The following is a 20,420-nucleotide window of genomic DNA, read 5'->3' as shown; positions in this document are numbered from 1 at the left end:
TAATATAATAATGAAAAGTTACAACATTAGGAAGGAACTTCTAAATGTCAAAAGAAAATCAAAAGAGTTTACGAAAACAAATTATTCCTTATGAAAAATCAAATTTAAAAGCTAGTATTTGGCAAATGATTAATACTTTTATTCCATTTATCTTCTTGTGGTATCTTGCTTATAAAAGTATTTCTATTTCAGTAGTATTAACGATCTTTATTGATATAGTTGCTGCACTATTCTTAATAAGAATATTTATTATCTTCCATGACTGTTGTCATCAATCTTTTTTTAAGAATAAAACAGCAAATAAAGTTCTTGGCACAATTACAGGCGTTGTTACATTATTTCCTTTCAGCCAGTGGAAGCATAGTCATTCAGTCCACCATGCGACCAGTGGTAACTTAGATAAGCGTGGAATTGGAGATATGTGGGTTTTAACTGTTGAAGAGTACGTTGCAGCATCGTTCTGGACAAAAATACAATATCGTCTATACCGTAATCCATTAATCATGTTTGGATTTGGACCAATTTATATCGTATTAATTTCCAATCGATTCAATACGAAAAATGCAAAATTAAAAGAAAGACTAAACACTTATTTAACGAATATTATAATTGTTGGGATTTCAGCTTTATTTTGCTATACAATAGGTTGGGAAAATTATTTAATAGTGGAAGGTCCGATCTTTTTCATTTCGGCAGTATTAGGAATTTGGCTTTTCTATGTACAGCACCAATTTGAAGACACTTATTTTGAAGAAGATGCGAATTGGGAATATGTAAAAGCAGCGGTTGAGGGAAGCTCTTTTTATAAACTTCCAAAATTATTACAATGGATAACTGGTAATATTGGATACCACCATGTTCATCATTTAAGTCCAAGGGTACCGAATTATAATTTAGAGTCTGTTCATAATAATACGCTTCCATTACAAAATGTACCGACGATTACACTAAAAACAAGTTTTACATCTTTAAAATTCAGATTATGGGATGAAGAAACAAAGCAATTTGTAGGATTTAAAGATGTAAAATCAATCTATAAAATAAAACGCGAAAGTTCAGACACTGTCTGAACTTTTGATGTATTTTATTTACATTTTTATAAAGATTAACTTTGCTTAAATATGATAAGATTGTTAAAGTAGGTCACAAAACGTTTGAATAATGAGGTAAATTTATGTTTAAAAGATATTTAGTTTTCCTAAAAAGTACAGGAATCTCACCATATATTTGGACAGTTTTAGGAATATTGCCATTTTATTTTATTTTTCTTTCTGCACATTCCACTTTAAGAATCATAATCGGGATTTTACTAACAATATCATTTTTTATAATCTATCGATTGGCGTACAGATCAAAAGGATGGTCAATTTTTATATGGTCATCCATCTTAATCATCATATCCACTTCAATGAATATACTTTTTAGCTATGTATATTTTGCATTTTTTATAGCTTATATGATTGGAAAGAGAAAAAATCGAGCTACTTTTTTAACTTTATATATCCTTCATTTAGTCATCACTACAATATCAATCAACATCACGATTATCCTTCAAGAAGAATTAATCATTAGGCAACTTCCATTTATTATCATTACTTGGATTAGCGTTATTTTATTACCATTTAGTCTTTACAGTCGAAATGAAAGAGGGCAATTGGAAGAAAAGTTAGTAGATGCTAATAAACGTATATCAGATCTTGTAAAACTAGAAGAACGTCAAAGAATTGCTCGTGATTTACATGATACACTAGGTCAAAAACTTTCTTTGATTGGCTTAAAAAGTGACTTAGCTAGAAAGCTAATTACAAAGGATCCAGAATTAGCTCAAATTGAATTAAAGGATGTACAACAAACGGCTAGAACAGCTTTAAATGAGGTTCGAAAAATCGTTTCTCAAATGAGAGGGATTCGAATTAAAGATGAACTGATAAGGATTAAGCAAATTCTACATGCGGCTGAAATTACAGTTGAATGTAACGAAAATTTCCAACTTTCAAATGTTTCCTTACTGACAGAAAATATTGTCAGCATGTGCTTAAAGGAAGCCGTAACAAATGTAGTAAAACATAGTAATGCTACTTTATGTAAAATATCCATTAAACAAATGAAAAATGAAATAATTTTTTCGGTATCTGACAATGGAGTTGGTTGTAAATCAGGAAAGTTTACAACTGGTTATGGGTTAATTGGAATGAAGGAACGACTCGAATTTGTGAATGGAACATTAGAGGTAAACTGTGAAAACGGAATGACTTTAATTATGACAGTTCCAATCGATGTAAAACAAATTGAAGTGGAGGAACTAGTATGATTAGGATCGTAATTGCTGAAGACCAACGAATGTTACTAGGTGCTCTTGGTTCTTTACTTAATCTAGAAGATGATATGGAAGTTGTAGGTCAAGCATCAAACGGAGAAGAAGCAGTTAAACTAGTCAAGCAATTACAACCTGACATATGTATAATGGATATTGAAATGCCTGGTAAAACTGGACTTGAAGCTGCAGAAGAATTAAAAGCTTTAGATTGTAAAGTGATTATTTTAACAACTTTTGCTAGATCAGGTTATTTTCAAAGAGCATTAAAAGCGGGTGTAAAAGGCTATTTATTAAAGGATAGTCCAAGTGAAGAGTTAGCAAGTTCAATTAGAAGTATTATTGCCGGGAAGAGAATTTATGCTCCAGAACTTATGGATGATGTATACGCTGAAGAAAATCCGTTAACTGACCGTGAAAAAGAAGTTTTAGAACTAGTAGCGGATGGTAAAAACACACAAGAAATTGCGGATGAATTGAGTCTAAAAACAGGAACAGTTAGAAATTATATATCTATGATTTTGGACAAATTAGAGGTTAAAAATAGAATCGAAGCTATAAAACAATCAAAAGAAAAAGGTTGGTTTAAGTGAAGTTAATGGCAGGAAGAATAAAAACAAGAAAAGCAGGTAGGACACGAATTGAAAACAAAATTTTTCAATACTAAAAGGCCTAAATCCTGCATTCCTTGTTCACCATTTAGTTTCCTGCTTTTCTTTTTTCTTTTTTTCTAGATTTTGTTTTTCCCTTTCCAGATTTTTGTACTTCCTTAAAAAATTCGTCTAGCTCCTGATTGAACTTATCTGTTTCTTCCAAAAATAAAAGATGACTACTATTATAAAATGGAACAAATTTTGAACCTTTTATATTTTTTTGTATAAACTCACCAGCGGCTAATGGAAAAAATCCATGACTACCAAAACAAATTAATGTTGGAATATCAACATTACAAAGAGTATCCCGATAATCTACAGCCGTTTGATTAAACACGATTGTACTTGCAATCGCTGCAGGTAATTTATTCATTTCTTTTAAGATCCATTTATGTTCTTTTGGATCAGGTTGATCCATATACATACCATATATAAAATCACTATTAAATTTGTTCTGATCTTCTTGGATCGACTGCATTACATTTTTTAAAATCGTAAAATCAAATGCTCCAAACTCCCAATCTGGCCATATATAATCGGATGCAGATTGATCAACAACTGTTAGCGCCTTAATATTTTTACTCCCAAATTGATTAACATAATCCCACAATACAAAAGCTCCCATTGACCAACCTACTAAAATTACATCCTTTAAATCTAGTTTTTCAATAAAGCATTTTAAATCACGAGCGTACTGTGCCACTGTATGCCCATATTGAACTTTTGAGGACTTTCCATGTGCTCGTAAGTCTAAAGTAATGACACGATAATTTTTACTAAAATACGGTACTTGTTTATGAAAAAACTTACTACTCATCATTACTCCATGAACAAAAACAACTGTTTGACCTTCTCCGTGATCTTCATAATAGAGCTTTGTATGAGAATCAATTTCTACATATGCCAATTAAATCGCCCCCATTGGCTTTTAAATGCCTTACTTTCCTATATTATTTCATCTCATAAAATTTCATGACTTTTACGCAATTTCTTTGAATAAGGCTGTTTAAGTAAAAATAACTATTTTTAATCACCTTAACTTGTAATTACATAATGTTTTTCTATTTAAAATAGAAATGTGGTAAAATTCAGATAAATATAGAAATTTTCAAGCATACATATGAAATAATACCTATCGTTTATTTTTTTATCGGAATGATCTTTAAATATTTTCCTGTCATACATAAAACTGACTAGGGTGTGAATTAATGGAACATGCTGGTTTCTATTGGGGAGGTTTAATCTTTTGGTTGTTAATTAGTTCTGGATTCATTCTTTTAGTTTTGGGACTATGGAAAAAATCCTGGAAAACATTAATAGTGAGCGGAATTGCATTAATATTACCAACACTATATTTTGGTGGTGCAGAGAGTTGGTTTAGGTTGGTTGGATTTCTTCCAATGATTCCTTTAGCACTTGCTTATATTATTAAAAAAACCAATGTTTGAGATGGGTATTAATTTACTGTTTTGAATGAAGAGGAGAGAAATAAATGAATGTGATTGAGGGTTTTATTGAAGTAACAGGTGGGAAAGTTTGGTATCAGTTTCATAATAAAAATTCATCTAAAATCCCTGTTGTTGTTTTACATGGAGGGCCTGGTTCATCGCATTATTCTATGCAAGGTTTACACGTATTAGCAGAAGATCGCCCAGTTATTTTTTATGATCAGTTAGGCTGTGGAAAGTCAGACCGTCCAACAGATACTACTTTATGGAATATTGATAGATTCGTGGAAGAATTAGCTCAAATCCGAGAAGCTCTATCGCTTGATGAGTTTTATATACTTGGTCATTCATGGGGTACAACACTTGCTGCAGCTTATTATTTATCGAAACCAGATGGAGTGAAAAGTATAATCTTCTCAAGCCCTTGTTTAAGCGCTCCATTATGGGCTGAGGATCAGGACCGAAATCGAAAACTACTCCCGCTTGATGTACAAGAAACATTAATAAAGTGCGAGGAAAATGATACAACAGATTCAGAGGAATACAAAAATGCCAACGCTGTATTTAACAAGCATTTTGTATGCAGATTAGATCCATATCCAGAATTCCTTAAAAAAGGAAAACACTACAGAAATCCAGAATTATACAATATTATGTGGGGACCATCCGAGTTTCATGTAACTGGAAACTTAAAGGATTTTGACTGCACTTCAAAATTAAAAGACATCCAAATCCCTACAATGTACACTTGCGGTAGATACGATGAAGCAACACCTAAATCAACAGAATATTTTAGCGAGCTAACGCCTAATGCAAAATTCCACGTTTTTGAGCAAAGTGCACATATGCCGTACATAGAAGAGCCAGAAGAGTATATTCGAGTAGTTGAAGGCTTTTTGAAGGAAGTTGAATAAACAATTGATTTGTGAAACGTAAGGTCGATACCTTGCGTTTTTTTGATGGTGATTTCCGTTGAGCATTAATGAGTCGGGGAATTAGGGGGATACTGTTTGTAGTAACTCATGAGGTGTTTTAGGGTTAGTAAAATAAGAAAAAAATAGAATTAAAGTAACTCATGGGCGATTCATGAGGAAGTTAAAACGGAAAAATGAGTTCTATAGTACCTCATAGAGTGTTCATGAGGAAGTTAAAAAGGAAAAAGGTGAACTATAGTACCTCAAAGAGTGTTCATGGCTACTGGAAAAACAATTATGAATACAGTCTACATAAAATAGGACCGAATATTATTAGAATTATCTGAAATATAAGGTCCTAAATATACAAAATATTGACTTTAAAATCTATTTATTTTTTTAATACTAACGAATACGTTGTCGTCTCATCCACTGAGTCGCAACCCATTTTTCTCCGCTAATAACAGGACTACCTGCATGAATGGTTAGTTCATTGATTGCTTCGTCCTGATAAAAATATTCGAAGTATAAAGCAGTGCCTTTTTTGGCGGTAACAGAATAATTAAGTGTAGGAAAAATCGTTTCTCCGCCTTCTTCCACATCATTTAAATAGAGAATAAGTGTACTGATCCTATTATTATTTGTCCGATGATTAGAAAAGTAATCGAAATGCGGTTTATACTGCTGACCAGGCTCGTAATGAAGAATTTGTAATGGTTCTGCATGTTCGATTGGAATATTCATAATCGTTTCGACTCGTTTTTCAATGCGTTTGATCAGTTCCGTTTCACTTTCCTCAAAAAACATACCACTACTTGTTCGCATCTCATTTTCCACATGAGTTAACCCAATTTTTGACCGTTTCATACGTAATTTTGCATGGTTTATTAGCTCGTCACATTCTTCATCACTTAAAACATTATCAAGTAAGACAACTAACGGTTCCTCTTTCCGAGAAAGTATCTCAATCTCGCGATCAATTGTTTGGATAATCGGGCCAGTATGATTAAAAATGGTTTGTTCGGTTTCCTTTATATTTCCTTCTTCTAACATTTTGTCACATCTCCTTGTATATTTCATTAATACAAATCCTAGGAAAAATTGGTGAAATCATTGCTTTGAACAAATTTCGCAAATCATTTTTGTAGAAAAGAAAAAACTAAAATTAAGATTGTTGAATCAAGGCTACAATATCCGTAGACAAAAAATCTGTTTTTAGAATAAATTCCTCATTGTGTTGGCATTTTCCTGCTTAAATCAAAGCCTATCAGACTAATGTTTAAAGAAAATTTTGAAAAAAAATTTTAGGGCATATTAATTGTGGTATTTCGGGAGTATTGTCGAATTTAAATGTATTAAAATCCGTAGTATTGATAAAAAGGGGGATCTGTTTGAGTTAAATAATACAAGAAATGATATAATTTAATCATATGAAAATAGTAATTATCCAATCGAATATTGGATTTATAATAAAGAAAAAAGGTTAGATAAGTTAAAACTAACTCATCTAACCTTAGGAAGCTATCTATTTCATTGGTTGTAATGCCTTATAACGATCGACTGCTTTTTCATCTGCAGTTTTTGACATTTTGTAATGATAGATCGCATCTTCCCAGTCTCCATACATCGGATTTGGTAATTGGATATACTTTATACCTAGGTCCTTTGCAATTTTTTCGACATTATCTTTTCGAGTTTTCAAATCCGCTTTATAAAAAATATCTGATAAATCGTTTGTATTATCGCCTACTAACATAACAATTTCATGAGATTTTGCAATCTCTGCTTGTCGTGGTCCTTTTTGAGCTGTATCTGTTTTTAAAAATAAATGTTTTGAGTCAACATTCGGTAATCCATGTAAATTCAAATTTTTAATTGTGTCATCTCGTGTTTTTTCAGGACGATTTGTAAGATAAAAAACATCTACATTCATTTTTTTCGCTGCGAGCAAGAAATCTTTTGCACCTGGGATTAAATCAGCTTTTGCCATATGGATCCATTCATCCCAGCCTTGTGGGTAGGAAGTATTATTTTTAATGGACCAAGCAGTATCAGGGGAATTATCAAGGATTGTTTCATCAATGTCTAAAACTACTGCGGCTGGTTTTGCCTTTTTATTTAATTTATCACTTGCTTTCTTTTTAACCATTGTTTCAGCAAGCTCTTCTTTTGCCTGATTATAAATTTGAATTTGCAAAGCTTTATTTTCCGCAGAGGATTGAAACCAATTAGTAGACATAACATTATGTTCTTGTGTGCTTCTTGCAAATTCAGCTTTACTAAAACCAATGCCAGCCAATGAACCAAATGCAAATGCAAATAAGATCGAGAGAATAATAACTATTTTTTTCATAATAATTTCCTTTCATATATATTAAATGTACTAGCTAAATAAAAATTAGGTAGTAAATATGAAAAATTGCTTTTCAAGGTTGTTATTACCTAAAGACCAAAAAATATTCGCTTTTAATTAAAAATTTCATTTACCGTAATTTCGGAAATTTCTGAATTCGGTAAAGAAAGTGATATGATATAAGGGGTTTAAATTTAAGTTGAAAGGGAGGCTATCGATGACTATTCATTTAGAAATCGTAACAAGAGAAAATTGGGAAGAAGCTTTAAAACTTGATGTAGAAGGTGAACAATTGAATTTTGTTCCTTCGGTTGCAGTATCCATTGCAAAAGTATATATAAAACCAGATGGCGAAAATGTGGAATATATCCCATTTGCAATTTATGATGATCAGAAAATGGTCGGATTTATTATGCATGCTTATGAAGAACATACAACAAATAGTTATTGGATAAATGGGTTTTTAATTGATAAACAGTTTCAGGGTAAAGGTTATGGTAAATTAGCATTTGCTGAAATGATAAAATGGATAATGAATAAATTTCAGCAATGCAATGAAATTCGCTTAACAGTTCATAAGGATAATAAATTTGCTATGAATTTATATAAGCAATCCGGATTTAATCCAACTGGTGACTACTTTGGAGAAGAAGCAGTTTGGTATTATATTGTTCAGAGATAACTGAATTCTCCGTATTATTAATTTTGAATAATATGTGATCAATATTTTAAATGATAGGAATTAGTACCTATTTTCAAGAAATAGTAGGGTATGTCAAAAAATAGAGGTTTTTACGCTATGGAGAAATGGGAACGGAGACTAATTAATACGAAACGAGGTACATTTGAAGTATTTTGTAAAGGTGAGGGAGAGCCTTTATGTGTCACACATAATTACTCAGAGTTTAATGATACTGGAGATTATTTTGCCAATTCTTTTACTAAATTATTTAAAGTATTTTTAATAAATTTAAGAGAAACGGGTAACTCTGAAAAAGCACATTTTCCTTATGAATTGAGTATGTTAGAAACAATTTTTGATTTAGAAGAAATTAGGAAATCATTAGGTTATTCATCCTGGAATTTTGCTGGACATTCTACCGGTGGAATGCTTGGAATCATTTATGCGATCTATTTTTCAAATTCTTTAAATCATAATATTATCGTTGGGGCTGCAGCAAGAGACTATGCAACATTTTCAAAAAACTGTATTTATAACCGGGCTCATCCGCAATTTAATAACATGCAAGAATTAATTGAAAGATTAAAAAGTAATGAATTGTCTAATGAAGAAAGAAAAGCTCTATCAATTGAGCGGACAAAGCTATCTTTACATAAACCTGAACGATACCATGACTATTTTAATTTACCAATCTCTAAAAAAATATCTGCAATTCGACTTAATTATTTTAATAGGGAATATCAAATTTACGATGTAACAAAAAAGTTAGCATTAATAAGCTGTCCAACTTTAATCATTTGTGGCAAACATGATGTACAATGTCCAATCGAATATTCAGAAGAAATGGCTGAAGGAATAGAAAAATCGAAATTAGTCATTTTAAATGAAAGTAATCATTATCCATTTTTAGAAGAGAAGGAACTATTTTTTAAGGAAGTAAATCAATTTATTAAAAAAACGCTTGTCTAAATTCACTTTATGGAGTGGAAAATAAAAATGATCTATAGAAAGAAGTCTTATAAAATAAACCCAGAAAAATTATTACAATTTAATGATTTTTTTCATCAATATTTATATCCGAATCAAATTAAGCATGGCGCTAAATTGATTGGCAGGTGGGTAAACGAATCGAATGATAAAATTGAAGCGATTTGGCAATATGAAAGTATTGAACAGTATGAGCAGATTGAAATGATGATAAGGGAATCTGAGCTTCATCAAAAAGCAATAGAGAAAAGGGCTCAGATAGGTAAATTATTTATAGAAAGTCATCAAGAATTTCTTACTTCAACTTCACCAATTGGAACATATGAACTTCCTAAACACAATGTTTAGAGTGAGTAGGTTATTATAAATGATAACTGAGTAGTCATATTTGTTCAAAACGAGAATCGTTCAGATAGTATAGAAATGCCTGGGGGCAAGTAGAATTGATAATCGATTTGAAGTAAGACAAGAAATTTCGAAATAATCAACCAATAATCACTACAAAGCGATTCAAATGAATCGTTTTTTTTTTTTTTTTTTGAATTGTTAGAAAATGGTTAATTCATGGTAAAATATTTTAATATAAAATAGTCTTAAATATTTCAAAATTATTTAACTTTTCATTTAAGGAGAATACAAAATGAATTTGCCAGTCCTTTTCGTTATTATTGCGTTTTTTTTATCATTAGTTTGTGGTTCTGGATTTAGTCCATTGTTAATAACAAATGTTTTACTTGCCTTAATCGCAGGGATATTATATGAACGTAGAGAAGAAAAACAAGTTAATGAATAATTTACTAAAGCTGGAGGATTAAAGTTGTTATCAATTCATTTAAAAAGAGTCTGAGAAACGGTAATTATTGAAGAGGATGATTTAAAAGAAATAAATTTTGGTGAAGAAAAAGAGTTTGAATTTCAATTGCTATGCAATACAGCTCATTTGGGTCGTATTTAATTTTTTTTTACTAAAATATGATAGCCTACCTAATTTAAAAGAGGTAGGCTATTTTAATGATCAAATTGATTGGATAGATTTTTCATTTTTATTGAATTTGCTAACTTCTTGATCAATCACTTTAATTAATAGGATTGTAACTAATACAAAAACAACATCTATAAAATAGATTAATATGTTTAAATAAGTTTCCTGTAGCATTATACCAAGCATTGCTCCCATCATTCCACCCATAATTCCAGCAGTTATACCTTCTAGTATAGCCATTAATGATAAAGGTTTACCCGTTAAGTATCCTATTAACATGCCTGCAGTCATTGAAATAATTGTAGGGATTGTTAAATCTGTATTCCGAAAAAAAATACCAAAGATTGTACCCACGGTGACACTTGTCATCATAGAATTCGTCATACTGATCATTTTTCCAGCTGTACAAGAAAGTTTTTCTTTTTTTCTATTTGCGATTAAGATGACATATGATGAAAGTAGAACAGTTAAGACAATGCTAGCCCATTCTAAGAACATTAAGTTAAACTCCTCCCTATGTAGGATTCTAAGTTGTTTGAGTTATAACGTTCAATTATATGTTGAAAAAGCTTAATTGTATGATGAGATTACAATAATTTTATTTTTAATTTATGCTTTCACATTTTTATCACAAATTTAATGAACCTTTTTAAGTAAAGTAAGGGTGAGGATTTTATCTAAAAAGGAGTGATGTTAATGAAGAAATTCTTTTACATATTCATAACTATGTTATGTATTTTACTAGTTTGTTCTGCCTGTGGAAATAGGGCTGAAGTTAAATCGAGCCCTTTTTTAGATCATATTAAATTTTCAATTAACGAAAAAAAATTAACAAATAATAACCATACACATGTGTATCAAGTAAATTTAGTAGATTCAGATGGTAAAGAAGTTGATGTAGATTCGATTAATTTTAAAATGGAAATGAAAAGTATGAATCATCATGTTGAAGCGAGTATGACGAAAATAAATACAGGTATATATGAAGTGAGCTTGGAACTCCCAATGGAAGGTACTTGGAGTAAACAAATTACTTTAAAAAAGGGTAAAAATGTACGTAAAGTATCAATTAAATAAACAAGAATCAGAAAAAGATAGTAAATATAGTAAACTAGACTATTTTTACTATCTTTTTTCATGAAATACAATTAGTTGTTCATAATAGCCAGATTGATTTACTGGCTTCTGTTATTAAATAATTAATCTACAACAATATAACCAATCATCGGTGCCCCGTCATGGGAATGTGTATCACAAATTAATCGGTATGTACCTTCTTTTTTAAAGAATAAAGGTACCTCAGTCGTTTTACCTTTGACAACTACACCCGTGATATTTGTTCCTTCGATATGGAAACTATGTTCTTTTCCGTTTATTCCATGAATTTTTAAATTTACTTTTTGGTTTTTTTGAACAACGATCGTACCTGGATCCCATCTATAAGCTTCGATTTCCGTTCCATCATCTAGTTTTGTACTGAATTCGGCTGTAATCATATCGATGTCTATTGTTTTTACGTGCTGCTGCTCTACTGCAGTTTGAACTGAATTTGGAGTTAAGTAATACCAACCACTTAATCCAATCACTACAAGGAGAAAGCAAATTAATAACCATTTTTTCTTAATAAAAATAAAGTGCATATGACACCTCCATTATTAATTTCATATTATAAAATATGCTTATCCTACTAATAACTTGTCTACTAATTCTACTTTCATAAGTTTCATAATTATTTCTATATTCATAATGTATAGAAGGGAATAATCACTAAATTTAGATTATTCAAGAATGGTAATCTACTATATAATGGAAATGTAGTAATTTTTTTGGAGGGGATCTGATGTTTAAAAAAGTACTAGCTAGACTAGGAATTGGAGCAGCTTCGGTAGATACAATTATTCATACGAAAGATTTATATCCAGGAAAAAATGTTGAAGGTGTAGTTGAAATTAAAGGTGGTTCAGTTGCACAAGAAATTAATCATATTGGGCTTAAATTAAAGTCTTATGCTAAAAAGAAAAGTGGAGACGATGAGGTAAACGTTAAAATCCAATTACATGAAGAACGTGTATCCAGCAAAATGAAAATTGAAGCGAATGAAGAAAAAGTAATTCCTTTTTCGTTCCAATTGCCATTTTACACACCGATTACATTAAGACATGGCCAAGTTTGGATTGAGACTGATTTAGATATCGATTTAAGTATAGACCCAACAGATACTGATTTCTTAAAGGTTCATGCACATGAAGAATTAGCAAACTTTGTAGAAGCATTTAAAATTTTGGGCTTTCGTTTACGTCAGGTTGAAGTGGAGGCTCAAAATGGTCGATTCTATCAAGAGTGGGAGTTTGTTCCAAGCTCTAAAAGAGAATGGCGATTTGATGAAATTGAATGTATGATCGAACCGAATAAAGATGGACTGTTTATGGTGGTAGCAGTAGATAAAGCTGGTTCATATCGTGGTTTAACAGGTTTACTACAAGAGTCATTGGGATTAGATGAAAAGAAAACATCACTTAGCTTTAAAAATGAGCAACTTAAAGATGTGCAATCAATTGTAAATTCGGTTAGGGCTTTTTTACAACAATATAACTGATAAAAAAGTAAGAGAGAGTTTTTGTCTCTTGCTTTTTAATTTTTACACTTTCTGAAATTCTCATTCTTTAGACTGAATTTAAATGGAATTTATAATAAAAACTATCCGTAAAAGAATTTATCGAATACAATAGTATTTATTAGAAAAAATTAACATTTTTAAGTTGAAAAGGGGATTTTATGAGATCTAATGTGAAAAATATGAAATGGATTTCGGGTGGTTTTGAAGCATTACTCGGGATACCCGTTTTAGGTGGATCAATCGTTATTGGTTTTGGATATACGCCATTATTTATAGCTTTAATCCTCCACATTATTACACTCGTGTTAGCGAAAAAAGCTGGTGTTTCTGCTAATGGAAATATTTTTGGAATCGTAACTTCTTGTTTTGCATGGATTCCAATATTAGGTATGTTTATGCATATTCTATCAGCTATTTTTATATTAGTTGGTGCAGCGACTCAGCGTTCAAAATAGACTTATTTGGATTATTACAAAGTTTTATGTGACTAAGCACAAGACTAATATCAGTTTAATCTTTAGTAAATACACAAAGTTCAAAAAATTTGATTATCAGTCTGAGACTAACATCAGGTTAGTCTTTCATTATTTTTAAGAAAGAGTGGTAAAGTTGGTCTTTTTCTTAATCAGTGGTTTTTTCATTCTTCTTATTTTAGGAATTGTTTTAATTATAAAGGGTTTTTTAGTAAAAGGACTAATTTTGATTAGTGCAAGTATCGTTTTTGGAATTATTATGATTATTTACTATGAGCGAAGGAGACAGAAAAGGGGATTCGATTGGTGTGATTGCGGTGATTTTGGTTTTATACCAGATTGTGACATCCCTGATTGTCATCATCACATACCTGATTGCACACCGGATTGTGCACCAGATTGTGATTGTAGCCCAGATTGTCCAAGCTAATAGGGGGATTAATTTTGATTTTAAATTGGATTCCATGTCATCGTAAGCAAGAAAGGTCATTTCAAATAGGCTCTTATACTTTTCCACTATGTGCAAGATGTACTGCCATACTTCTGGGTTATTTGTTTCTTCCATTTCTATTTATGATCTCATCATTTATATTTTGGTGGTACATTCCTATTTTAATGATTCCGTTATTAATTGATGGGTATACACAAAAGTGGAAATGGAGAGAAAGTAATAATTTCTTACGTTTCATAACAGGATTCTTATTTGGAATTGCTCAATCAATCTTGATTGTAAGATCTGTTTTATTTTTGATACAAATTCTTATGTAACTTCTATATCACGCTAATATGAATTTTTTCCTACCTGATTGGTTAAAGTAACATTTAGATTCTTTACTAAGGAGGATTAAAAAATGGAAGATACACATGAATTTGTCGAAAAATTACATGAAAAACAAAGAAAAGACCAAAAAAATAAAGAACACCAAGGTAATGGAACACCAAACGAAAAATTACCTACTAAGCAACATGGAACAAATAAATAATAATTGTTTTACTGGCCATGGCAAATGTCATGGCTAGTTTTTATTTGATAAAAGAAAGGAAGACATCTAAATGTCTTCCTGCTCCTTAATTATCCATTTTTACCATCTATGTGCCTTAGCATTGCTTCTTAAAATGATCGTGTTCTGAGACTCCATAGTATGTCCATTGACTTGTGATTTAGCATGTTTAGGTCTAGTCCAATTGTGGTAAAATTTCTGAGAATGAGGATCTAAATGATTTTTTAATGTCATGTTTGATTCACCCCTAAGATAATTTAGGATATCTTTGATATTCAATTGAATATCGTTGTTAGTATTTGAAACTTAGTTGAAAAAGATACTATTTTAAGTCACTAAAATTAATTTGATTTAATTTTACATGAGATTTTTGTTTATGCGATTATAAATTAACTTTAAGTATTTAAGGTGAAAATAGAATTTCATTTAAGTAAATTGTTAAATCTAAAAATTAATGGTTATTAATGAGCGTTTTAATTGATAATCCATTGTATCGTTTATTATTATTTTAAGTAATAGAAAATACATTTTGCTAAGTTGCTGAAATAAGATGGCAATTTTAAATAAGAAAAAAACAATAATGTATTAACTAAAAAATGATGTATTTTCAAAGAGGAGAATATTTAGAGTAACTTTTTTACAATTTATTCAAAGGGGAAACCGTAATGGATATTCAAAATGAGGTTTTACAATTTAAGATGGATATAGGCGTTAAAAAACCTGATAGTATTAAAAATAAAGAAGTTAAATGCCCATTCTGTGATCGTGAAAACTTAACGGATATTATCGATACATCTGGCTCGATCATTTATTTGAAAAATAAATTTCCAACATTAGAAGATACTTTTCAAACTGTTATTATAGAAAGCGATGATTGTGAAGGAGATCCTTCGAAATATTCATTAATACATTTGACAGAATTATTAGCCTTTGCAATTGATAAATGGGATGAAATGGAATCAACAGGGGAATATAAATCTGTTATTTTATATAAAAATCATGGCCCATTATCAGGGGGAACACTAAGTCATCCGCATATGCAAATTGTTGGCTTAAAAAATATTGATTACGACAAAAAGGTAACAGATGTATATTTCGAGGGGATTACCATTTCGTCGGGTAATGGATATGAATTAAACATTTCTACTCATCCAATTATGGGATTTAGAGAATTCAATATTCTTATTGATGATCCGAAATTTGTTCCACAAATGGCCGTCTACTTACAAACGGTTACACATTACTTACTTAACCATTTTTATAAAGGACTTCAAAGCTACAACTTATTCTTTTATAAATGGAAGGGGAAAATTATTTGTAAAATTATTCCTAGATTTGTTGTATCTCCATTATTTATCGGCTATTCAATTTCTCAAGTGTCAAACCAGTTAGAAGTACATAAAGATCAAATCCTTAGTCTTTACCAAAAAGAATTAGAGGCAATTTCTTCAATATAAAAGAGAGCTTACAAAGCGTAAGCTCTTTTTTGTTTTTAGGAAAACTTCTATAATCAACTTCCATGTACCTATAATCCGATTATTTAATAAATAATTCGTTTTTTAATTCTCTAATTTGCTCAATATGACGTTTTTCATGAACACCTATAAAAGGAATCCATTGTTTTAAATTGATTTGTCCGAAAATCGGATGTGGCATTCCCTTATCATCCAATTTATGATCTTTAGTTAGTTCAACAAATTCATGTAGTGATTTTCTAGATTGGTTCAATTTCTCATTCATTTCTATTTTAGTAATGAATTGATCAGTTGGTTCAAAATGAGGTGGAGAGGTTATTTTTTTAGTACGATCAGTTGCTAGATGAATTGGCTTATCTTGTATAACTTCACTAGGTGCTTCATTAAATGTACGTGTCATTAGCTTTACTAATTTAGATTCCATTAAGTATAAATGTTCAAGTACTTGCATAATGGACCATTTTTCATTATTTACCTTCTTATTTAACTGTTCATCTGTTAAATGATCAATCACTTCAATAAGTTCTTCACGAATTTGGATATTCTCTTTCAAAAGGTATTCCTCATTTCTATTTTAATAATTGTAAACCAAAATTTTTTCAGACTCTATGAATCTAAAAATTGAGTATTACTTATTTAGATAAATATTATGAGTAATCATAAGAAATAATATAAAAAATAAATTTAAGTTCTTATTTTTAGTTTAATGTAGCTTGTAAATTTTTACAAATTTGAATGGTTTTGAATGCTTTCGAGTGATTTAGATTGATAATGAACGTTTTTGGAAGAAAGTGATTGATTTTTTATTTTTTGTGTCTTATACTTGGTTTTATGAAAGGATGAATTCTATGTTAACTCCGGAAAGACAACAATTCATTATAGAGATGATAAAAAGAATGGGTATTGTGAAATTAAGGGATATTGTAGAGGCTACAAATACTTCTGAGTCAACAATACGTCGTGATTTAGTTGAGCTTGAGTCTCTTAAACTCTTAAAAAGAGTTCATGGTGGTGCAGCTTCAATCAATAGTAAAGCCACTGAATTAAGTATGACTGAAAAAACATCCAAAAACGTTCAAAGTAAAAAATTAATCGCCGGGCTTGCAGTAACCCAAATTAATGAAGGCGATTGTATATATTTAGATGCTGGTAGTACTACATTCGAAATGATTCCTTTATTAAAGGGGTTAGAAGTAACAGTCGTTACGAATGGATTAATGCATGTTGAGGCTCTTTTCGAAAATGAAGTGTCCGCATATCTTATAGGTGGAAAAATGAAAGGGCATACAAAAGCGTTGATTGGAAGTATGGCTTCTGAAAGTCTAAAGAATTATCGGTTTGATAAATGTTTTATTGGGGCGAACGGAATCCATCCCGAGTTTGGCTACACTACACCAGATCCTGAAGAGGCGTTTGTAAAGAAAACAGCAATCTCTATTTCAGAGAAAGTATTTATTATAGCTGATTACAGTAAATTTGGTGAAACAAGTTTTGCGAAGATTGGTGAAATTGAGGAAGCGATTATTTTAACGGACGAAATAGATGATACTCTAGCCAAACAATTAGCGGAAAAAACATCTTTGATAAAGGTAGTGAAATCATGATTTATACAGTAACACTTAATCCTTCAATTGATTACATCGTTGAAGTAGAGGATCTAGGGTTAGGAAAAATTAATCGAATGAAAAGGGAAAATAAATTTCCTGGTGGTAAAGGAATTAATGTTTCTAGAGTTTTGAAAAGATTAGATGTCGAAAGCATAGCACTTGGTTTCGTTGGAGGATTTACAGGAGATTTTATTAAAAATGTCTTGGAAAATGAAAGCGTTACATCTGACTTTGTTCAAGTAGAAGGCGATTCTAGAATTAACATAAAATTAAAATCTCAACTAGAAACGGAAATTAACGGACAAGGCCCTGCAATTTCTGAAGAAAAATTAGATCAATTTTTTTATAAATTAAAACAAATTAAAAAAGGTGATTATGTTGTATTAGCTGGTAATATCCCTAATACATTACCATCTGATTTATATGAACAATTGACTTTGTGGGGACAAGAAAATGGAATTCATATCATTGTAGATGCAAGTGGAAAAGTACTTTTAGATGTGGTTAAACATCGTCCATTTTTTATCAAGCCAAATCATCATGAATTAGGTGATTTATTTGATGTCAAAATTACTTCAATTGAACAAGCAATCCCGTACGGTAAAAAATTAGTTGAAATGGGTGCTCAAAATGTAGGAATTTCGTTTGCAGGTGATGGAGCGATTCTTATAACAGAGTCTTCAGTTTATATATCAAATGTTCCAAAGGGGGAAGTAATTAATTCAGTCGGTGCAGGTGATTCACTTGTGGCTGGTTTTGTTGGTACTTATGTAAAAACAAATAATATTGAAACTGCATTTAAAGTAGGTGTAGCATCCGGTAGTGCTACCGCTTTTTCAGAGGATTTAACAAAAAGAGAGAAAATTGAAGAATTACTTAATCAAGTAAAGATTGAAAAAGATTAGGGGGAAGAAATATGAGAATCACAGAATTATTAAAAATAGATACAGTTCTCATTGATTTGAATTCATCATCAAAAATGTCAGTAATTGATGAATTAATACAGGTTTTAGATCAGGCAGGGAAATTAAACGATCAACAACAGTTTAAACAAGCGATTTTAACACGTGAAGGTCAAAGTACAACGGGAATTGGAGAAGGTATTGCAATTCCACATGCTAAAACTGCGGCGGTTAAGACTCCTGCCATTGCATTTGGTCGATCAAAAGATGGGATTGATTATGAATCACTTGATGGTCAACCGGCACATTTATTTTTTATGATTGCAGCTAGTGAAGGCGCAAATAATGCGCATTTAGAAACTTTATCTAGATTATCTTCACTATTAATGGATGAAGAATTTCGCGGATCTTTATTAAGTGCAAAGGATGCAAATGAAATTATTCAGTTAATCGATCAAAAAGAAAAATCGTTAAATGATGAAAAAGAAGAAACAGTTATAGAAGATTCTTCCCATCCACTAGTCCTTGCAGTTACTGCATGTCCAACAGGTATTGCTCACACTTATATGGCGGCAGATGCTTTAAAGGCAAAAGCAAAAGAATTAAATATTGATTTAAAAGTTGAAACGAATGGATCAACAGGGATAAAAAACGAATTAACAAAAGACGAGATTAATAGAGCAACAGCTATTATCGTAGCAGCGGATAAACAAGTTGAAGTAAATCGCTTTGATGGAAAGCATGTCATCCAAGTACCAGTAGCAGATGGAATTCGTAAGTCAAAGGAATTACTTGAAAGAGCTGTTAAACAAGATGCACCAATTTTTCATGCTAATCATAATGGTGGTGGAAGTTCTTCAACTAATCAAGGTTCAGGAATTTACAAGCACTTAATGAATGGTGTAAGTAATATGTTACCTTTTGTAGTTGGTGGAGGAATTCTAATTGCGTTAGCCTTTGCTTTTGGAGGAATTCATACAAAAGGTCCTGTTGCTGAATTGTTAATGAAAATTGGAGGAACCGGTGCTTTTAGTTATTTAGTTCCTATATTAGCTGGTTTTATTGCAAGTTCGATTGCCGATCGACCTGGATTTGTACCAGGGGTAGTTGGTGGATTTTTAGCTTCAAGTGCTGGCGCGGGATTCTTAGGTGGTTTAATTGCAGGTTTCTTAGCTGGTTATGTTGTACTTGGACTAAAGAAAGTATTTTCTAAGTTACCAAAATCATTAGAAGGTATTAAACCGGTTCTATTATATCCAGTATTTGGATTATTAATTACTGGTATATTAATGGAATTAGTCGTTAATCCTCCTGTAACTTATTTAAATTCAGCTTTAACTCATTGGTTAAGTAGTTTAAATGGTGGAAACGCTGTATTGTTAGGATTAATTCTTGGTGGAATGATGGCAGTCGATATGGGTGGACCTATAAATAAAGCTGCATTCACATTTGGTATAGCTGCAATTGCAGCAAATAATTTTGCACCACATGCTGCAGTAATGGCAGGTGGTATGGTACCTCCATTAGGTATTGCTTTAGCTACTACACTTTTCAAATCGAAGTTTACGGAAATGGAACGTAAATCAGGTATAACAAATTATATTATGGGGATTTCTTTTATAACAGAAGGAGCGATACCATTTGCTGCTGCAGACCCAGTAAGGGTAATTGTCAGTTCTGTTGTAGGTTCTTCAATTGCAGGTGGACTTGCAATGGCATTTGGTATTACATTACCTGCCCCACATGGTGGAGCATTTGTTATTCCGTTAGTAAATAAACCAGTATTGTATTTACTAGCTATCTTAATTGGTTCGTTTATCACAGCGATCATGCTTGGTATTTGGAAAAAAAGAGTAAATGAATAATTAAATACAATAAAAAGGCGACCTTAAAGTCATTATTTTGACTTATAGGATCGCCTTTTTTATTCAAATGTTAACATTTTTACAAATACTGGAATTTACAAGTGAATAATAACCTTAATTTAACACAAAATAAATCTAATTTATTGT

The 20,420-nt window shown here is 31.1% G+C and carries 26 protein-coding genes; 19 read left to right on the top strand and 7 right to left on the bottom strand.

All coding sequences use genetic code 11. The annotated features are described in order from the left end of the window. Positions 1–44 precede the first annotated feature (44 nt). From desA to ACFVRR_RS07270, 3 genes are all read left to right on the top strand, one after another. Complete coding sequence (gene desA, locus ACFVRR_RS07280) at positions 45–1,070, top strand: Delta(5) desaturase DesA (protein WP_387326417.1); 1,026 nt, start codon at positions 45–47, stop codon at positions 1,068–1,070. A 104-nt stretch (positions 1,071–1,174) separates the two neighbouring features. Further along, the gene (locus tag ACFVRR_RS07275; RefSeq protein WP_387326414.1) at positions 1,175–2,311 is read left to right on the top strand and encodes a sensor histidine kinase; all 1,137 of its coding nucleotides are present in this window, start codon (positions 1,175–1,177) and stop codon (positions 2,309–2,311) included. After that, a complete protein-coding gene (locus ACFVRR_RS07270) occupies positions 2,308–2,907 on the top strand; it encodes a response regulator (RefSeq protein ID WP_335448964.1) in 600 nt (199 codons plus the stop codon). Before ACFVRR_RS07275 ends, ACFVRR_RS07270 begins: the two co-directional genes overlap by 4 nt. Before the next feature lie 106 nt (positions 2,908–3,013). On the opposite strand, the gene ACFVRR_RS07265 is transcribed toward ACFVRR_RS07270, so the two are convergent. Further along, a complete protein-coding gene (locus ACFVRR_RS07265; protein WP_387326410.1) occupies positions 3,014–3,874 on the bottom strand; it encodes an alpha/beta fold hydrolase in 861 nt (286 codons plus the stop codon). 301 nt (positions 3,875–4,175) lie between these two features. Here ACFVRR_RS07265 and ACFVRR_RS07260 point away from each other — a divergent pair, with 301 nt between their 5' ends. Both ACFVRR_RS07260 and ACFVRR_RS07255 read left to right on the top strand, forming a co-directional pair. After that, on the top strand, positions 4,176–4,415 hold the full coding sequence (locus tag ACFVRR_RS07260; protein ID WP_387326407.1) for a hypothetical protein: 240 nt from the start codon (positions 4,176–4,178) through the stop codon (positions 4,413–4,415). 44 nt (positions 4,416–4,459) lie between these two features. Next, positions 4,460–5,329: a proline iminopeptidase-family hydrolase gene (locus ACFVRR_RS07255; RefSeq protein WP_387326404.1), complete on the top strand. Its 870-nt coding sequence runs from the start codon at positions 4,460–4,462 to the stop codon at positions 5,327–5,329. A gap of 405 nt (positions 5,330–5,734) precedes the next feature. Here the strand turns inward: ACFVRR_RS07255 and ACFVRR_RS07250 are convergent, their stop codons facing one another. Both ACFVRR_RS07250 and ACFVRR_RS07245 read right to left on the bottom strand, forming a co-directional pair. Further along, complete coding sequence (locus ACFVRR_RS07250; protein WP_387326402.1) at positions 5,735–6,382, bottom strand: 2OG-Fe(II) oxygenase; 648 nt, start codon at positions 6,380–6,382, stop codon at positions 5,735–5,737. Between the two features lie 472 nt (positions 6,383–6,854). Beyond that, positions 6,855–7,682, bottom strand: a complete 828-nt coding sequence (locus ACFVRR_RS07245; RefSeq protein WP_387326399.1) for a 5'-nucleotidase, lipoprotein e(P4) family — start codon at positions 7,680–7,682, stop codon at positions 6,855–6,857. 217 nt (positions 7,683–7,899) lie between these two features. Between ACFVRR_RS07245 and ACFVRR_RS07240 the strand changes: the two genes are divergently transcribed. The 4 genes from ACFVRR_RS07240 to ACFVRR_RS07225 all read left to right on the top strand — a co-directional run bounded on the left by ACFVRR_RS07240 (position 7,900) and on the right by ACFVRR_RS07225 (position 10,144). Next, positions 7,900–8,364, top strand: coding sequence for a GNAT family N-acetyltransferase (locus ACFVRR_RS07240; protein WP_387326396.1), 465 nt, complete (start codon positions 7,900–7,902; stop codon positions 8,362–8,364). A gap of 117 nt (positions 8,365–8,481) precedes the next feature. Then, the gene (locus tag ACFVRR_RS07235) at positions 8,482–9,333 is read left to right on the top strand and encodes an alpha/beta fold hydrolase (protein ID WP_387326392.1); all 852 of its coding nucleotides are present in this window, start codon (positions 8,482–8,484) and stop codon (positions 9,331–9,333) included. A gap of 27 nt (positions 9,334–9,360) precedes the next feature. Beyond that, the gene (locus ACFVRR_RS07230; protein ID WP_387326390.1) at positions 9,361–9,699 is read left to right on the top strand and encodes an NIPSNAP family protein; all 339 of its coding nucleotides are present in this window, start codon (positions 9,361–9,363) and stop codon (positions 9,697–9,699) included. Positions 9,700–9,991: 292 nt separating this feature from the next. Next, entirely contained in the window at positions 9,992–10,144 is a 153-nt protein-coding gene (locus tag ACFVRR_RS07225; RefSeq protein ID WP_176522564.1) for a hypothetical protein, read from the top strand. 222 nt (positions 10,145–10,366) lie between these two features. Here the strand turns inward: ACFVRR_RS07225 and ACFVRR_RS07220 are convergent, their stop codons facing one another. Then, positions 10,367–10,831, bottom strand: a complete 465-nt coding sequence (locus tag ACFVRR_RS07220) for a hypothetical protein (RefSeq protein ID WP_387326387.1) — start codon at positions 10,829–10,831, stop codon at positions 10,367–10,369. A 198-nt stretch (positions 10,832–11,029) separates the two neighbouring features. On the opposite strand from ACFVRR_RS07220, the gene ACFVRR_RS07215 reads away from it, so the two are divergent. Next, entirely contained in the window at positions 11,030–11,410 is a 381-nt protein-coding gene (locus ACFVRR_RS07215) for a FixH family protein (protein ID WP_387326384.1), read from the top strand. Between the two features lie 122 nt (positions 11,411–11,532). On the opposite strand, the gene ACFVRR_RS07210 is transcribed toward ACFVRR_RS07215, so the two are convergent. Beyond that, positions 11,533–11,973, bottom strand: a complete 441-nt coding sequence (locus ACFVRR_RS07210) for a cupredoxin domain-containing protein (RefSeq protein WP_387326381.1) — start codon at positions 11,971–11,973, stop codon at positions 11,533–11,535. Positions 11,974–12,173: 200 nt separating this feature from the next. On the opposite strand from ACFVRR_RS07210, the gene ACFVRR_RS07205 reads away from it, so the two are divergent. The 5 genes from ACFVRR_RS07205 to ACFVRR_RS07185 all read left to right on the top strand — a co-directional run bounded on the left by ACFVRR_RS07205 (position 12,174) and on the right by ACFVRR_RS07185 (position 14,406). Then, on the top strand, positions 12,174–12,929 hold the full coding sequence (locus ACFVRR_RS07205; RefSeq protein WP_387326379.1) for a sporulation protein: 756 nt from the start codon (positions 12,174–12,176) through the stop codon (positions 12,927–12,929). A gap of 179 nt (positions 12,930–13,108) precedes the next feature. Beyond that, positions 13,109–13,405: a hypothetical protein gene (locus ACFVRR_RS07200; RefSeq protein WP_387326376.1), complete on the top strand. Its 297-nt coding sequence runs from the start codon at positions 13,109–13,111 to the stop codon at positions 13,403–13,405. A gap of 244 nt (positions 13,406–13,649) precedes the next feature. Next, positions 13,650–13,853, top strand: a complete 204-nt coding sequence (locus ACFVRR_RS07195) for a hypothetical protein (RefSeq protein ID WP_387326374.1) — start codon at positions 13,650–13,652, stop codon at positions 13,851–13,853. A 14-nt stretch (positions 13,854–13,867) separates the two neighbouring features. Beyond that, positions 13,868–14,191, top strand: coding sequence for a DUF2085 domain-containing protein (locus ACFVRR_RS07190; protein ID WP_387326371.1), 324 nt, complete (start codon positions 13,868–13,870; stop codon positions 14,189–14,191). Between the two features lie 83 nt (positions 14,192–14,274). After that, positions 14,275–14,406: a DUF4023 domain-containing protein gene (locus ACFVRR_RS07185; RefSeq protein ID WP_056466015.1), complete on the top strand. Its 132-nt coding sequence runs from the start codon at positions 14,275–14,277 to the stop codon at positions 14,404–14,406. 99 nt (positions 14,407–14,505) lie between these two features. Here ACFVRR_RS07185 and ACFVRR_RS07180 read toward each other — a convergent pair whose 3' ends face one another. Beyond that, entirely contained in the window at positions 14,506–14,658 is a 153-nt protein-coding gene (locus ACFVRR_RS07180; protein WP_069032114.1) for a YpzG family protein, read from the bottom strand. A gap of 437 nt (positions 14,659–15,095) precedes the next feature. Here ACFVRR_RS07180 and ACFVRR_RS07175 point away from each other — a divergent pair, with 437 nt between their 5' ends. Then, positions 15,096–15,881 carry a DUF4931 domain-containing protein gene (locus tag ACFVRR_RS07175; RefSeq protein ID WP_483867341.1) on the top strand — a complete coding sequence of 262 codons (786 nt, stop codon included), beginning with the start codon at positions 15,096–15,098 and terminating at the stop codon, positions 15,879–15,881. Positions 15,882–15,960: 79 nt separating this feature from the next. On the opposite strand, the gene ACFVRR_RS07170 is transcribed toward ACFVRR_RS07175, so the two are convergent. Continuing rightward, positions 15,961–16,452 (bottom strand): DinB family protein, encoded by a 492-nt coding sequence (locus ACFVRR_RS07170; protein ID WP_387326364.1) that lies wholly within the window; start codon positions 16,450–16,452, stop codon positions 15,961–15,963. A gap of 295 nt (positions 16,453–16,747) precedes the next feature. Between ACFVRR_RS07170 and ACFVRR_RS07165 the strand changes: the two genes are divergently transcribed. From ACFVRR_RS07165 to ACFVRR_RS07155, 3 genes are read left to right on the top strand one after another with little or no spacing between them, the layout of a single operon-like run. Further along, complete coding sequence (locus tag ACFVRR_RS07165; RefSeq protein WP_387326361.1) at positions 16,748–17,503, top strand: DeoR/GlpR family DNA-binding transcription regulator; 756 nt, start codon at positions 16,748–16,750, stop codon at positions 17,501–17,503. Next, positions 17,500–18,411 carry a 1-phosphofructokinase gene (gene pfkB / locus ACFVRR_RS07160; RefSeq protein ID WP_387326358.1) on the top strand — a complete coding sequence of 304 codons (912 nt, stop codon included), beginning with the start codon at positions 17,500–17,502 and terminating at the stop codon, positions 18,409–18,411. Before ACFVRR_RS07165 ends, pfkB begins: the two co-directional genes overlap by 4 nt. Before the next feature lie 11 nt (positions 18,412–18,422). Next, the gene (locus ACFVRR_RS07155) at positions 18,423–20,273 is read left to right on the top strand and encodes a PTS fructose transporter subunit IIABC (RefSeq protein WP_387326355.1); all 1,851 of its coding nucleotides are present in this window, start codon (positions 18,423–18,425) and stop codon (positions 20,271–20,273) included. Positions 20,274–20,420 lie beyond the last annotated feature (147 nt).

The organism is Gottfriedia sp. NPDC057948 (assembly GCF_042887255.1).
Classification (GTDB): Bacteria; Bacillota; Bacilli; order Bacillales; family Bacillaceae_G; genus Gottfriedia.
The sequence above is the reverse complement of the archived record's forward strand: the minus strand, read 5'-3'. Positions and strand labels throughout refer to the sequence as shown.